13 protein-coding genes are annotated in these 15,647 nt (G+C 46.2%); 5 read left to right on the top strand and 8 right to left on the bottom strand.

Annotated features, from left to right (window positions below; translation table 11 throughout):
• Nucleotides 1-54: 54 nt before the first annotated feature.
• Complete coding sequence (glmU, locus tag GYK50_RS00750; RefSeq protein WP_093070089.1) at nt 55-1,431, top strand: bifunctional UDP-N-acetylglucosamine diphosphorylase/glucosamine-1-phosphate N-acetyltransferase GlmU; 1,377 nt, start codon at nt 55-57, stop codon at nt 1,429-1,431.
• 183 nt (nt 1,432-1,614) lie between these two features.
• Nucleotides 1,615-3,459, top strand: a complete 1,845-nt coding sequence (gene glmS, locus GYK50_RS00745) for a glutamine--fructose-6-phosphate transaminase (isomerizing) (RefSeq protein WP_071002739.1) — start codon at nt 1,615-1,617, stop codon at nt 3,457-3,459.
• A gap of 424 nt (nt 3,460-3,883) precedes the next feature.
• On the opposite strand, the gene GYK50_RS00740 is transcribed toward glmS, so the two are convergent.
• The gene (locus GYK50_RS00740; RefSeq protein WP_071002737.1) at nt 3,884-4,249 is read right to left on the bottom strand and encodes a MerR family transcriptional regulator; all 366 of its coding nucleotides are present in this window, start codon (nt 4,247-4,249) and stop codon (nt 3,884-3,886) included.
• A gap of 86 nt (nt 4,250-4,335) precedes the next feature.
• Here GYK50_RS00740 and GYK50_RS00735 point away from each other — a divergent pair, with 86 nt between their 5' ends.
• From GYK50_RS00735 to GYK50_RS00725, 3 genes are all read left to right on the top strand, one after another.
• Nucleotides 4,336-5,214 carry an alpha/beta hydrolase family protein gene (locus GYK50_RS00735; RefSeq protein ID WP_071002736.1) on the top strand — a complete coding sequence of 293 codons (879 nt, stop codon included), beginning with the start codon at nt 4,336-4,338 and terminating at the stop codon, nt 5,212-5,214.
• 61 nt (nt 5,215-5,275) lie between these two features.
• The gene (locus tag GYK50_RS00730; protein WP_252962747.1) at nt 5,276-5,593 is read left to right on the top strand and encodes a hypothetical protein; all 318 of its coding nucleotides are present in this window, start codon (nt 5,276-5,278) and stop codon (nt 5,591-5,593) included.
• A gap of 65 nt (nt 5,594-5,658) precedes the next feature.
• Nucleotides 5,659-6,183, top strand: coding sequence for a PaaI family thioesterase (locus GYK50_RS00725; protein ID WP_058023454.1), 525 nt, complete (start codon nt 5,659-5,661; stop codon nt 6,181-6,183).
• A gap of 417 nt (nt 6,184-6,600) precedes the next feature.
• On the opposite strand, the gene GYK50_RS00720 is transcribed toward GYK50_RS00725, so the two are convergent.
• The 7 genes from GYK50_RS00720 to GYK50_RS00690 all read right to left on the bottom strand — a co-directional run bounded on the left by GYK50_RS00720 (nt 6,601) and on the right by GYK50_RS00690 (nt 15,598).
• The gene (locus tag GYK50_RS00720; protein WP_071002733.1) at nt 6,601-7,419 is read right to left on the bottom strand and encodes a sulfite exporter TauE/SafE family protein; all 819 of its coding nucleotides are present in this window, start codon (nt 7,417-7,419) and stop codon (nt 6,601-6,603) included.
• A gap of 66 nt (nt 7,420-7,485) precedes the next feature.
• The gene (locus GYK50_RS00715) at nt 7,486-7,989 is read right to left on the bottom strand and encodes a flavin reductase (protein WP_201587532.1); all 504 of its coding nucleotides are present in this window, start codon (nt 7,987-7,989) and stop codon (nt 7,486-7,488) included.
• Nucleotides 7,990-8,092: 103 nt separating this feature from the next.
• The gene (locus tag GYK50_RS00710; RefSeq protein WP_212564082.1) at nt 8,093-9,121 is read right to left on the bottom strand and encodes a methionine synthase; all 1,029 of its coding nucleotides are present in this window, start codon (nt 9,119-9,121) and stop codon (nt 8,093-8,095) included.
• A gap of 57 nt (nt 9,122-9,178) precedes the next feature.
• Nucleotides 9,179-10,171, bottom strand: coding sequence for a DUF1852 domain-containing protein (locus tag GYK50_RS00705; protein WP_071002731.1), 993 nt, complete (start codon nt 10,169-10,171; stop codon nt 9,179-9,181).
• Between the two features lie 264 nt (nt 10,172-10,435).
• Entirely contained in the window at nt 10,436-10,954 is a 519-nt protein-coding gene (locus tag GYK50_RS00700; protein ID WP_212564081.1) for a hypothetical protein, read from the bottom strand.
• Between the two features lie 202 nt (nt 10,955-11,156).
• Nucleotides 11,157-14,246: an efflux RND transporter permease subunit gene (locus tag GYK50_RS00695; protein WP_093070068.1), complete on the bottom strand. Its 3,090-nt coding sequence runs from the start codon at nt 14,244-14,246 to the stop codon at nt 11,157-11,159.
• Nucleotides 14,243-15,598, bottom strand: a complete 1,356-nt coding sequence (locus GYK50_RS00690; RefSeq protein ID WP_083328910.1) for an efflux RND transporter periplasmic adaptor subunit — start codon at nt 15,596-15,598, stop codon at nt 14,243-14,245. Before GYK50_RS00690 ends, GYK50_RS00695 begins: the two co-directional genes overlap by 4 nt.
• Nucleotides 15,599-15,647 lie beyond the last annotated feature (49 nt).

Raw genomic sequence — 15,647 nt, 5'->3', positions numbered from 1 at the left:
CAAGTTTTTACGCTATAATTCAACATTATATTTTGTTACATTTGTAGGCTTATTATGACATCTCCTCTTTCTGTGATTATTTTAGCGGCCGGTAAAGGCACTCGCATGCAGTCTGCAAAGCCAAAGGTTTTGCAGACCCTAGCTGGTAAGTCATTATTGGCCCACGTATTAGATACTTGCAATCAGCTCACTGTTGATGAAACCATCATTGTCCATGGTTTTGGCGGTGATCAGGTAAAGTCAGAGATTACCAACCAATATACACAGTCGTCGTTTACTTGGGTTGCTCAAACTGAGCAGTTAGGAACAGGTCATGCGGTCAAAGTGACACTGTCTGATTTACCGAAATCAGGGAAAAGTCTCATTCTATATGGTGATGTGCCATTGGTCAGCTGCCAGACATTAGCTGCTTTAAAAGCTGCCAATACTGACGGTATGTCTATGCTGACGTTGACTGTCGATAATCCGTTCGGGTTGGGTCGTATCAAACGTGACCAAAACGGCAACATTGAAGCCATCGTTGAGCAAAAAGATGCCAGTGCTGACGAGCAAAATATTAAGGAGATCAACAGTGGTATCTACTGCGTAGACAACGCCCTACTGCATAAGTATTTGCCAGAGCTCTCTAACAATAACGCGCAACAAGAATATTACCTCACTGACATCGTCAAAATGGCCGTCGCTGATGGTATTACGATTGCCGCGATTGAGCCTGAGCATACGTTTGAGATTGAAGGGGTTAATAACCGCCAACAACTCGCAAGCCTAGAGCGCACGTGGCAACGCAAGATAGTCGCCGACCTACAAGAAGCGGGCGTTCAATTTGCCGATCCCACGCGCGTGGATATTCGCGGGTCGTTGAGTGCCGGACAAGATGTGTTTATTGACGTCAATGTGGTATTTGAAGGCGACTGCACTTTAGGCGACAATGTCTATATTGAAGCAGGCTGCGTCATCAAAAACGCTCAGATAGGCAATGCTTGTTATATTAAGCCTTACTGTGTGATTGATCGCGCTGACATCGGAGCTGGTGTCGACATAGGACCTTTTGCACACCTGCGTCCTGATACGGTATTGTCTGACAACAGCAAAGTCGGTAACTTTGTTGAAATCAAAAAATCAACAATCGGTCAAGGCAGTAAAGTAAATCACCTAAGCTACATCGGTGATGCAACTGTCGGCACAGGCGTCAATGTCGGTGCAGGTGTCATTACTTGTAATTACGACGGTGTCAACAAGTCGCAGACCATCATTGGAGATAATGCCTTTATTGGTTCCAATGCAAGCCTAGTCGCGCCAGTAACCATCGGAGATACGGCTACCATCGCTGCAGGTTCTGTCATTACCAAAGACGTTGATAGTAGTGCTTTAGCATTTGGCCGAGCTCGTCAGGTACAAAAAAATGACTTTCAACGACCGACTAAAAAATAACTGATTTATTGAAAGTTTGATCAATCGTCGTCATTCTTGAGTAAACCTAAGCAGTACGGCAATCGTGGTAGTACTGCTTCATCATACTTTTGAGCTAATAACTGAGCATTGGTAGCTAACGACACTTATTAGTCTTGTACCATCATATATTGAATTATTAAAAAACAAATTTAAGGAGATGCCATGTGTGGAATCGTTGGCGCAGTTGCTGAACGCAATATTGCGAATATCTTGCTTGAAGGTCTTAAGCGTCTAGAATATCGAGGCTACGATTCGGCTGGTTTAACCGTCATTCGTGATGGTGAGCTACATCGCGAGCGTCAAGTGGGCAAGGTTCAAGCCTTGGTCAATGCGGTTGAAGCCAGTACCGATTTTTTTGATGGGCATATTGGTATCGCTCATACTCGCTGGGCCACGCATGGCGAACCTGCACAGCGCAATGCCCATCCGCACATATCTGGTAAGATTGCCGTCGTTCACAATGGTATCGTCGAAAACTACGCTGAACTCAAAAAAGAGCTCATCGCTAAAGGCTACGAGTTTACCTCACAGACCGACACCGAAGTGGTGGCACATCTGATTCATGACATTTATGAGCAAACCAATGATTTGCTAGAAGCGGTACGCGCAGTGATTCCTAAGCTGCATGGTGCATTTGCTTTAGGCATCATTCACGTGGACACACCAGATGAGCTGGCCGCGGTACGTTTAGGCTCGCCTTTGGTCATCGGTGTTGGTATTGGTGAAAATTTTATCGCCTCAGATCAGCTGGCACTACTGCCAGTCACCAACCGCTTTATGTACCTAGAAGAAGGCGATATTGCCAAATTGACCCGTGACAGTATTAAAGTCTATGTCAATGGCGAGGAAGTCAGCCGCGAAGTGCATGAAATCGATGCCAAGCAGCATAATGCTGACAAAGGCGAGTTCAAGCACTATATGCTCAAAGAAATCTATGAGCAGCCAGATGCAGTCGCGCGTACGCTTGAGATGGCGATTGATAACCGCCAAGCATCAGCCCTGCGTGATGACTTTTTAGCACGCAATGAAGCGCAATTATCAGGCGTACAGCATGTACAGATCATCGCTTGCGGCACCAGTTATCATGCGGGGATGGTTGCTAAATATTGGTTTGAGAGCTTGATGCGCCTATCCTGCTCTGTTGAGGTTGCTAGTGAATTCCGCTATCGCAATCCTGTAGTACTCGACAACTCGCTGGTGATTTGTATCTCTCAGTCTGGTGAAACAGCCGATACCTTATCAGCCCTGCGTGAGATCAAAAAACAAAACCCAGCAGGACTGGTTAGTCTAGCACTATGTAACGTGCCTACCTCATCCTTGGTTCGCGAGACAGACATATTCTTGCCGACCCTTGCAGGTCCTGAGATCGGTGTAGCATCGACCAAAGCTTTTACCACCCAGCTGGTCGCACTCATGCTATTGGTCTTAAAAACAGGCGCAGTACAGCAGCGTATCGACAGCGCAAACCTAAGCACCTTACTTGGCGAGCTACAAAAGCTGCCCGGTCAACTCTATGCCAGCTTGCACCTTGATGCTCCGATCAAAGCGATGGCGGAGCACTTTGAAGATAAGAAAAGCTGCTTATTTTTAGGGCGCGGTCTACAGTTCCCTATCGCTCTGGAAGGCGCATTGAAGCTCAAAGAAATCTCTTATATCCACGCTGAAGGCTACGCCGCAGGTGAGCTCAAACACGGTCCGCTAGCGCTTGTTGACAAAGACATGCCAATCGTCGTGCTGGCACCCAAAGACAGTATGCTCGATAAGCTCAAAGCCAACATGCAAGAAGTACATGCCCGTCACGGCGAACTGTTCGTCTTTGCTAGTGAAGATAGTCACATCAATGCTGAAGACCGCCTACATGTAGTATATGTTAAAGCAGTTTGCGAGACGCTTGCCCCTATCGTCTACAGCGTACCCATACAGCTACTGTCTTACCATGTGGCCGTGATGCGCGGTACTGATGTCGATCAGCCACGCAATCTTGCCAAATCAGTGACGGTTGAGTAATACAAGTTATTGATTTTATTATAATTTTTATTAATAAATTACCCGTCACACTATTGTGTGAGGATTCATCCTTTGCTATCTTGTATCAACGAGGTGGCAAAGGATTTTTTTGTGAATAACAAAAATAGAAAAGGACCCACAACAACTGAGTCTTCGAAAGATTATCAGCCATTTGTCAAAATAGCTGATATATTCTCACTTGGAAGATCTCACCGTGTCTTTGGTCACAAGACTAAACGAACACACCACTATAGGCCTATGTCAGCAACCAAGGAAGAGATAGCTGAGTTCATGAAGTCTGAGTTCCCTTAAGCAAAGTACAAGATTGAGGCAGTAAATAGCAGTAGGTCAATTTTATCCCATGATATTGGTTTAGATGATTTGAGACCTGGAGGTACTGTATCGGGACCTTTCATAACTTAGATTAAAGCGCTAGCTTATCCTTATAAGAACACATGCCTTTTAATGCATCATCTATTAACGCTTTCATTTTAGATAACTCTAGAATCTTAACTTCAATTTGCTTGTTTTTTTCTAGAAGCTTTTCACCCATTTGTGATTGCGTCAGGTTGTTTGAATACAATAGCTCTGTTAGCTCTCTAATCTCTTTTAAGGTGAAACCTAACTCCTTCGCCATAATAATCATATTGAGCTGTTCTACAATCCTGTTATCGTAATCTCTATAACCATTAGATTTTCTAGATGGTGACGAAATTAATCCTTCCCTTTCGTAAAAACGAATGGTATCTCTGCTTAGTCCGACTGTTTCAGTTAATTCTTTTATATTCATTAGCGAGCACCCTCAATTAACGCTTGACTGTGGAGTAATGTCCATAGTTTATAGTAGGCGTTAATTAACAACAAGTAGGTTCTTTTATGGATATAAATATTCTGACGGACGACAACGTCGAGCTGCGTGCAACCCTCTATAAAGCGAATAACCCTAAGGCCGTTGTTCTAATAAATCCAGGAACCGCTACTAAAACTTCTTATTATTTGCCGTTTGCTAAATACTTAAGAGAGCATGGTTTTCATGTCATTCTTTGGAACTATAGAGGGTTTTGCGATTCTAAAATAAGTCATCTAAAGGAGTGTCATTACCAGTATTCTGATATTGGGCGCTATGACATTCCAGCTGCCATCGATACAGCTAAGCGCCTATTTAAGGATTTACCCTTGTATTGTGTGGGTCATAGTACTGGTGGTCAACAGGTAGGTCTGGCTCATAACGCCGATCAATTAGATGCTCTAATTGCAGTGGCTGTCTCAGCAGGATACTTTAGCTATATGCCGCTTCGCTATCGTCTTAAGGCTAACTTCTTTTTCCGTTTTTTAGCCCCGCTTAGTAATAAAGTCTTTAATTATGTGCCGGCTAAAAGCTTCAAACTCATGGAAGATTTGCCAGCTGGTTTTACAGATGAATGGGGGGCTTGGTGCCGAGAAAAAGAGCTGTTTTTCTCAGATAAATTCTATGGGAAAACCATTCCCCTTGGGACTTACAAGAATTTTAATGTGCCAACTTTCGTCTTCACTGCCGATGATGATGAAATCTGCACTGAACGCAACCTGCATAATTTTTGGAAAAATGTGACTAGCGATCAACCCATCACTTTTAAACGCTATACCATTAGCAAGGGATCAGACCAATCAATTGGGCATTTTGGCTATTTTAGAAGCAAGAACACTCATATTTGGCAAGATATTTTAGAGACGATCAACAAGGTACACCATGATAAATCGTTACAAACATTATAAGACCTTAATTTTCATTGTATTACTTAATGTGTTCTCGAGCATTTTGCACTATGTTCATAATGTGGTTTATTTTGACCACTATCCTGAGCCTGATTGGTTATCCCCTCATCTGGTAGATGCTTTTTGGTTCGTCATGACACCAATCGGTATCTACGGCTTGATCGTGGCTGTCAAAAGCCAGATGAGCAAGGGGCATTGGTGGCTTTATTTGTATGCCTTGATGGGTTTATTGTCACTACTACACTACAACGTTGAGACTGATAATATTATGACGATCACCATGCACAGTCTTATCTGGTTTCAAGCAATATGTGCTTTTTGGTTAATCGGCTATGTAACGATGTATTTTAAAAATAAAAGCAAACATCAAGAACACTAATTGATAAAACTTTGGTCTTTATAAGAATGAGCTAACCTCTTATTTATCGTTTTAAGGAATTGAAAATGAATGTTGAAGAAACTATAGCAACATGGGAAACAGAAGAAGCACTCATTAGAGAAAAGCTAGGTGACGCTGACGTCATTCCATTATCAGACTTAACCACTCGCAGCGGTATGGACATTTTTAACGCTATGTTTGCAGGAGAGCTGCCTCATCCTCCTATTGGTCTAACGCTCGACTACACTCCTATTCATATGGAAAAAGGTATTGCCGTTTTTCAAGGGCGTCCAAAGCGTCATCATTACAACCCATTGGGTACAGTCCATGGTGGCTGGTTTTGTACGCTTTTAGATTCTGCTGTTGGCTGCGCTGTACATACCCTTTTACCAGCAGGAAAAACCTATACAACTTTAGAGATAAAAGTAAATATGGTGCGAGCTTTGACAGTGGCAACACCTTTAGTACGGGCTGAAGGTAAAGTCATTCATGCTGGTCGAAGAACAGCAACTGCTGAAGGAAAAATTGTAGGGCCTGATGGCAAGTTGTATGCTCATGCCACCACAACCTGCATCATTCTTGATGTTTAGATAGAATTTTCGATATAGTCAATACACTCTAAAAATGTCATAGCGCTACTGGGATGAATTTTGCGCAGCCTCTGGGAACGCAGCACGCAAGTAAAATTTATACCAGTAGCGCGTTTAAATCCATAACAGTTTTACATTCAGCTAACTATAGTTAATGAAGCTTACCTGACAGTCTCAAGTCTAATAGCTTCTAAACCAAAGAAAACCGCTAAGAATATAATGGATGTTATAGTGAAACCATTATAAAAATGGTATAGCAAGATTAAACGCTATTTTTCGCAGCCTCTGGAGACGCAGTCACAGCAAGTAAGAAAAGTAGCATTTTATAACAGATTACTAAACTAGGCGTGATTTTCAATATTAAGCAATATCATATCGTTCTTAGTCTTCATATTTCAAACACACCAATCCAAATCTTCAAAATAACCCTTTATACAGAAAATAAAGTCCCACTACGAATAACAATACCGAAAAGCACTTCTTTAACAGGGGTGGTGAGAGCATATGAGCAACTTTTGCCCCAACTTTAGCGGTAAAAAAGCTCATACTCGCAATGCCCAAAAAGGCATAAATATGCACAAAGCCAATGGTATTGGGTACATCAACTTGCTGCTGCATACCAAAGAACATAAAGCCGAGCGCACCAGCAATGGCAATAGGCAAACCACACGCCGCCGACGTGCCTACCGCCTTTTGCATGACCACATTATAACGGGTGAGATACGGCACCGTTAAGCTGCCACCGCCAATACCAAAAATGGCCGAAGCCACACCAATAATACCACCTGCCGCAAGTTGCTTGGGTTTAGACGGTAATACCACAGGCGTATGACTCGCATCACTCATATGTGTACGTCTTTTACCAGCGGTAAACATTCTATAAGCGACCCACAGTAAAAACACCCCGACAATCAGCTGCAGATATAACCCTGATATTTGCCCTGCTATCCCTGCTCCCAAAAAACACCCTAGCGCCAAACCAGGTGCTAGATTTTTAAAGACCGGCCACATGACGCCGCCCTTTTTATTATGCGCCATCAAGGAGCTGATCGAGGTGACGATGATGGTCGCAAGCGACGTTCCCAAAGCCAGATGCATAATGGTATCGGCATCGTAGCCCATTTGGGTAAAGACGATAAATAACAGCGGTACGATAATGGTGCCACCGCCCACGCCGAAAAGCCCGGCCGCAAAACCTGCTAGTGCACCTATGATTAAAAAAATGAGTAGTTCCACGGGATAGTGTCTTCTTATATAGATTTATTTTCTGAGCAAGTGCTCTATATTAATGCCAGTTATGACTTATACAAGCTCAACTTGACCGACGTAATGATAAGCACGGTTAAAATACACTAAACTCTCATCTTGCCCGCTTGGGGATTCTGGAGGTTTGATAGCGACCACTCGGCACATCAGCACACTATGCGTACCCACTTCTTGAATGTGCTCAATCTCACAATCAAAGCTCACTAGCGCATCTTTCAGGATAGGCGCGCCTGTCACAAGCTCAGTCCAAACCCCTTGCTCGAAACGCTCATCTGAGCTTAGTTTAGAAGCAAAAGCATTGGATAAGTGTTCATGCTGGGCACCAAGCACATTGACGCTCAAGACTTTATTATCCACAAAATGCCTATGCGAGCGCGCGGCTTGATTCATACACACCAGCAGTGTCGGCGGTGTATCAGTGACGCTACATACCGCCGAGGCAGTAAACCCATGAGTGCCTGACGGACCATTGGTGGTGATCAAATTGACCGCCGTGGGCAATAGCGCCATGGCATCTCTAAAATCAGTGGCTTCAATCATATCTTTTATCATTACTACAATCCTGAGAAACGTTAAATCTATAAGTACCTTGTTAACTGAGGCCACTCATAAGCTTAAACAAGCCAGAACTTGTTAAGTTTTGCTAAACGCTCAGCTCTTGCCGCACGATTGCCGCACCAGCGCTCAGCGCATGTAGCTTGCCGCGTGCCACCTCACGAGACAACGGCGCCATACCGCAGTTGGTCGAGGGATACAGCTTGTCCGCATCGACAAATTGTAAGGCCTTGCGTAGCGTATCGGCTACCTCCTCAGGAGTTTCAATATCATTAGTGGCGACATCGATTGCACCAACCATCACTTTTTTACCGCGGATGAGCTCTATCAAATCCATCGGTACGCGCGAATTTTGACATTCCAAAGATACGATATCGATCTTTGACTGCTGCAGTTTAGGAAACGCTTGCTCATACTGACGCCACTCTGAGCCCAGCGTTTTTTTCCAGTCGTTATTGGCTTTGATGCCGTAACCGTAGCAGATATGTACTGCTGTCTCACATTGAAGTCCTTCTATAGCACGCTCTAACGTAGCGATACCCCAGTCGTTGACATCATCGAAGAATACATTAAATGCAGGTTCATCGAATTGGATAATATCCACACCAGCCGCTTCCAATTCTTTGGCTTCCTGATTAAGAATCGTCGCAAACTCCCATGCCAGTTTTTCACGGCTTTTGTAGTGACCATCGTACAAGGTATCAATCATGGTCATCGGCCCTGGCAGCGCCCATTTGATCGGCTTGTCAGTATGCTTACGTAAAAACTTGGCATCTTCTACAAACACAGGTTTTTGGCGGCTCACGGCACCAACCACTGACGGTACGCTGGCATCATAGCGATCACGAATTTTAACGGTTTTACGGTTTTCAAAATCGACGCCGTCTAAGTGCTCAATAAATGTAGTCACAAAATGCTGACGGGTCTGCTCACCGTCACTGACGATATCGACGCCTGCTTGCACTTGCTCTTGTAGCGATACTAGCAGCGCATCCTGTTTTGCCTGAAGCAATTCTTCACCGTCAAGTTGCCACGGCGACCAAATTTTTTCAGGTTCTGCCAACCAAGAGGGTTTTGGCAAGCTGCCAGCGGTCGATGTTGGTAATAATAAAGTCATGTCGTATTGTCTTCTCTATTTTAGGTGTTATAGCGTGCGCTTTTATATTTGGATTTTTTAAGCGACGTTCTTGTTTACAGCGTAATTGGCTGCCCATGCTTCAAGAATATCTTGGTAAGGCTTGATAAAATGCGTTTCGGTAAATTTGCCTTGTTTGACCGCCATTTGGCTACGCTCTTCACGGTCATAGACAATCTGCGTGAGCGAATAGTCTTGGTATTTTAGGCTTGGCTGATAGACCTGACCTGCCGTTGAATTGGCGTTATAAATCTCAGGACGATAAATCTTTTGGAACGTCTCCATCGTGCTGATTGCGCTGATCAGCTCAAGATCGGTATAGTCGCTGGTCAAATCACCCGCAAAATAAAACGCTAATGGTGCAGCGCTGCCCTCAGGCTTAAAGTAACGTACGACTAGGCCCATCTTATGAAAATAATCATCGGTCAATGAGTACTCATCTTGCTTGTATTCTACGCCCAATACTGGATGCTGATTGGCAGTACGATAATAGGTCTTGCTGGTTGAGACACTCAAGCAAATCACAGGCTGTTTGTTAAAGTGGGCTTTGTAGGCCTCTGAGTTCAATAAATATTGAAACAATTTGCCGTGTAAGTCGCCAAAGTCGTCAGGCGCTTTGGTATTTGGATGCTTATTAAAATGCTCCAGTAGCACCACGCTAAAATCATAATCGCGCACGTAAGATGAGAAACTGTTGCCAATCATGCCATCGATGCGCTTGTTTTCTTTATGGTCCACGATGGTGGTTTGTAGCATCTCAATCACAGGGAACGCATCGCCATTGCCCTCGATATCCATGTTGGCAGACACAATGTCGACTTCGACCGAATAACGATCGGCATTGGGGTTGTCCCAATGTGCCAGCGCGTTAAAGCGGTTATTAATCATGGTCAACGCTTTACGCAGATTGTCTTCACGCTGCTCGCCGCGCGCCAGATTGGCAAAATTGGTCGTCATGCGCGTGCTGCTGGCAGGCTGATAGTTTTCATCAAAACGAATGTGCTTGATTGAGCATGCAAAAGGCTTAGTCATGGTGATTCCTACCCTACAAATTGAGATAACACTAAATGTCTGTATGAGTATATTAAACCAAACCTTTAACATGAATAAAAACGATATAAACTTGTTATAAGATGAATTTTATTAATTTTAAGAAAATGACCTGCTTGTTTTTTTTGAATAAAGTACATCTCTATATATAAGAAACCCCAAGATAACAGCACTGCTATCTTGAGGCTTAAGTCTTTACGTATGAAAACGCTCAAATATATCGGTCACTAAAAACCTTGCTCTTCGCTACACCCCAAACCCACAGGTAAGGCTGTTATCTTTTTTATCAAAGGTTAAATGCTTGTAGCCCTCGCCCGTCACTTGATAGCCACTACTGTCGTTTTTGGTTACGGTGTTAATATCATGTTTATCAACAGGCAGCGTGAATTCACTGCGTAGCGACTGTGGGTTATTGGCAAAATACAGCTTCAAATGCGACCATTCAAAACCGCTGAGATATTCAATTTTTGAGAGCTGTTTACCAAAGGCGGTCGCGTTATTTAGCGTGTAAGTGGTGATGGTTTCGTCCAAATGCTCCAGTTGCTCCTCATCAGACGAATTGTAAGGTTTGATACGTGTATCGGTATCAATAATGGACTGCTGATACGTTATGGGCAAGCTGCTGGTTGTCGGGTTAGGATAATCACAGCCTTTTTGCATGGATTTGAGATATGGGGTCCAGTCGGTACTGGCTGCCTGCCGCGTTGCACAACTGGTTAGTGATAAGGCGGCGACCATACTGAAAATGATGGCGGTTAGCTTCATGAGTGCCTCCTAATGACAAATCATAGAATACGGTTTGATAATGGCGTTACTATAACGTATTGATATATCAGACAATTAAACGATAGGTAAAAAGGCATATGGGTTCTATGATAGTTTGGTTGTGAGAAGTATCAAAAAACCCCATACGCGGTAGTCACGTATGGGGTGCATGATCATCATGATGACTGTGTATTGCAGTATGTTAAATATGTGGGCTTCTCTTCTTCCCATGTGGCACCAGCCATTTGGCAAACCATCCTGACACATCGTCCATCAACGTATAAACCACTGGGATGACTACCAGACTGAGGAGCGTTGAGGTGACCAGACCGCCCAATACGGCGGCCGCCATCGGTCGCCTAAACGTAGGATCAGCATCACCCCAACCAAAGACCAGGGGTAACATGCCTGCACCCATCGCAATGGTGGTCATGATGATAGGCCGCGCACGCTTGCGACAGGCATCCATAATGGCCTCAAAACGCGCGAGCCCGCGGCGCTGAGCAATCAACGCGTAATCGACGAGTAGGATTGAGTTTTTGGTTGCGATACCCATGAGCATAATAAAACCAATCATCGAGGGCATCGACAGACTACTATTGGTAATGACCAAACCCACAAACGCGCCGCCTATCGATAACGGCAGTGCCATCAAAATGGTAAATGGCTGCAATAAACGGCCAAATAATAAAATAAGAACGCCTAAGATACAGACCACACCCACCGACATCGCAATGATAAACCCACTAAACAGCTCCGCCATATTTTCGGCTTGACCTTGATCAATGATGGTAATCGATGGCGGCAGCGTCTGCATCGCTGGTACCGACTTGACCGCCTGCACCAAGTCGCCAAGCTCGCCATCAGAAGGCTGCACAGTAATACTAATGGCGCGCTCACGATCGAGCCGGTTGATCTGGGCCGGGCCTGTCCCAAAGTTTAGATCGGCCACCTCGCCCACGCGTACCCCTTGTCCTGCAGGCAGCGCGCTTGGCACGTATAGGCCTTCTAATTGGCTGACGTTTTGTTTGGCGACATCAGGCAGTCGCACCACAATAGGAATCTGCCGAGTATCGAGATTAAGCTTAGATAAGCGCTGCTCATAGTCGCCGACCGTCGCCACTCGTAGCGTGGTGGCGATATCTTGCGTGGTGACGCCTTTATCTGCCATTGCCAGTCTGTCAGGCATGACCGTAAGCTCTTGCCTCGGCAGGCTACGGTCACTGGTCACTGCGCCGGCGCTAGGCAGCGCTCGGATTTCAGTCATAATCTGCTGGGCGGTCTGCTCTAGCACCTCTGGATTGGTACTGGTCAAAGAAAAGTTATAGCCCGTCTCGCCGCCGCTCGATAGACCAACGGTAAAGCGTGCGCCAGGTACCTCCGCGAGCAGATGACTGATTTTACGCTCAATCTCTTGCTTAGAGATACGCTCTGCTCGTGGCGCAAGGACGATATCTAGCCCTGCGATATTTTCGGCTTTGCCGCCAGAGCTGGGCTCCATAGCAGCTTGCGCCTCCCCTACCGAGGTAAAGATATTGGTCACTTCGGGCATGGCCAAGATACGCTCACTGGCCATCGCTGCCACGCGCTCGGTATCTTCGAGCGCCACATCTGGCGTCAGCTCAATCTCAACACGCGTCTGATCGATATCATTGTCAGGAATAAAGGAGGTCGGTAGCAACTTCACCAGCATCAATGAAGCGACAAACAGCACCAAAGTTGCGCCGATGGTGATCCAGCGTTGTCGTAAGGTCCATGAAACAATCTTAAGATACCAATCCATCAGCGCGCTTTGTTTTTCCACGCGATTTTTTTCTGGCCGCAGTACGTAAGCTGCCATCATCGGCGTGATCAGTCGCGCTACCATCAAGGACGCAAATATCGATAAAGCCGCTGTCCAGCCAAACTGACGGAAGAACTGCCCAACAATACCGCCCATAAAGGCCGTCGGCAAAAACACAGCAATCAAGGTAAAGGTAGTAGCAACGACTGCCAGACCAATCTCATCAGCCGCTTCCATCGCCGCCTCATAAGGTGTCTTGCCCATACGCAGATGACGAATGATATTTTCGACCTCTACGATGGCATCATCGACCAACACCCCAATCACCAATGACAATGCCAATAAAGAAATAATATTGAGACTAAAGCCAAACAGATACATACCCAAAAAGGTAGGAATAACGGACAATGGCAACGCCACAGCTGCGACAATGGTCGCACGGATATTGCGCAAAAATAAAAACACCACCACGACGGCCAATAGTCCACCTTCTATCAGCATACGCAGTGATGCTTGATAATCCTCGGCAATAGGGGTGGCTCGATCATAGACTTTTTCGATGCTGATATTACCCGTATCGGCCGCCAGTTTGGCAAGCTCGGCATCGACGCGCTCCATGACCTCGACCTCACTGGCACCGCGCGAGCGGGTGATGTTAAACGCCACCACCGTCTGCCCATCGAGCTTAGCAATCGAACTTGGGTCAGCAGCACCATCGGTGATTTGCGCCATACGTCCAAGCGCTTGCGTGCCACCTGTCGGCACGGCCACTTGTAGGTCGTTTAATTCGCTTGCGCGCTCGACCGCCCCAAGCACGCGAATGGTTTGCGTGGTTTTACCGACCTCGGCTTCACCACCTGAGCTGTCCTGCTGAATCCCAGCGATTTGCTGCGATAGCTGAGAGATAGGAAACTTTAAACCACTGAGCGCAATCGGGTCCGCTGCCACGGTGATCTCACGCTGCAGGCCACCGATACGGCTAACGGTACTGACACCAGGGATATCAGATAACCGTTTGGTGACCGTATCATCAACGAACCAAGACAGATCTGCCACATTCATGTTTTCTGCGGCGACAGAATAAGTCACCACCGGAAACCCTGCGGTTGAGACCTTAGTAATAATCGGATCATTGGCCGCGGCTGGCAGATCCCCTCGCACCTCACCGACGGCTGAGCGCACATCATCGACCGCTTCTTGGATGTCTTTTTCTAGGACAAACTCAGTGACCATGGTGGCAGCGCCGGTTTGTAGGGTGGTGCGAATATGCTTGACACCTTCGATACTGGTCAGCTTATTTTCGACTTTTTTGGCAATGTCGTTTTCGAGCTGGGTAGGTGCCGCGCCAGGCAGGGTGACGGTCACTACCACGGCAGGCAAATCAATGTCAGGGAACTGCTGCACCTTCATTTGCATAAAGCCATAGATACCGCCCAACGTCAGCAGTACAAACAGCAAAATAGCGACCAACGGATTTCTAATCGAATAAGCAGATACATTTAGGCTCATGAGCGCGCCTGCGAAGCTGTATCAGCGTTATTATTGGATTGATTCAGACCATCGACGATGCGCACCAAATCGCCATCGTTTAAAAAACTACCGCCTTGCTTGACGATTTGACTGTCGCTCGGCAATGGCTCTGTGACCGCCACACTATCGCCGAGACGCTCACCCAAACTCACACGCTGCTGCTTGATACGGCCTGTTTTTTGCGCTGCGTGGTTGGTGCGAATTTGTGTGACCATCATCACATAGTCATAGCCATCATTGCTGACCACCGCACTGTTAGGAACGGTTTGGGTGTTGCTGCTACCCAATAAAAACTCACCCGTTTGATACATGCCAGCGCGTACTTTTGCGTTGGCCGCTAGGCTAGCATAGATGGTGATTTGGCGATTATTATCTGCCGTCGGTGCGATACGGTTCACCTGTCCCATCACACTATCATCACCGGGTAGAGCGACTCGTACAGGTGTACCAATATTGATATCGCCGACAAGCTTTGGATCGATATCTGCGCGCCATTCTAATTCCCCGCCTTTTATGATGGTAAATAGCGGTTCACCGCCTGCGACCATGCCGACGACCATGCCGACCTCCACCATTTTATCACTGATGACGCCGCTGACTGGCGCAACTACTGTGGCATTATCAAGGGTCAAACGCTGATTGCTTAAACGGGCTTTGGATGCTTGCAAAGCTGCGCGGGCACGTACCTCAGAAGTACGGTAGCGATCGGCTTCTTGTTTACTAATGGCGTCAATATCGATGAGTGGCAATACGCGGGCCGCATCGGCGCTGGCGTTGGCAAGTGTGGCTTCTGCCTCTGCCACATCTGCCTCAGCTTGCAGCACTTGCTGCTCCATCGCATCGGTATCAAACATTGCGAGCACTTGCCCCGCTCTCACGCGGTCGCCCTCTTCGACCAATACACGCTCGATGGCCACACCACTGACTTTTGCACTGACACTAGCGATATCTTTGGCGTTGATGGTGCCATCAGCGCTAAGTGTGCGACCGATATCATCTTGGCTTGGGCTAACGGTTTCTACTGACAAAACAGACTGCTCCATACTCGCAGTGCTATCAGCTTCATTGCCACCTGCCACACCACTAGAGGCGACTGGCTCCTCTCGTAACTCGTCTGCACTACCGCCCCAATACTTACCTAGCACAAACCCAATCACCAGCACCGCAATCAATGCAGGTATGAGCAACGGGGGTAGTTTTGCAGATTTATTGGTAGAGGTAGCCTCAGCTTGACGATACGGGGGTAGCTCAGCGTGTTGAGGTGTCTCAATATTGGTTTGCTGTCCGCTAGTCGGTTCTTGCTTATTATCAGGGTCTTTAAAGTCACTCATAGTCGGTCTCTATAAATACGGATAATAATAAAAGCAGCGCTTAAACGCT

The organism is Psychrobacter pacificensis, from assembly GCF_018336615.1.
GTDB lineage: Bacteria > Pseudomonadota > Gammaproteobacteria > Pseudomonadales > Moraxellaceae > Psychrobacter > Psychrobacter pacificensis.
The sequence above is the reverse complement of the archived record's forward strand: the minus strand, read 5'-3'. Positions and strand labels throughout refer to the sequence as shown.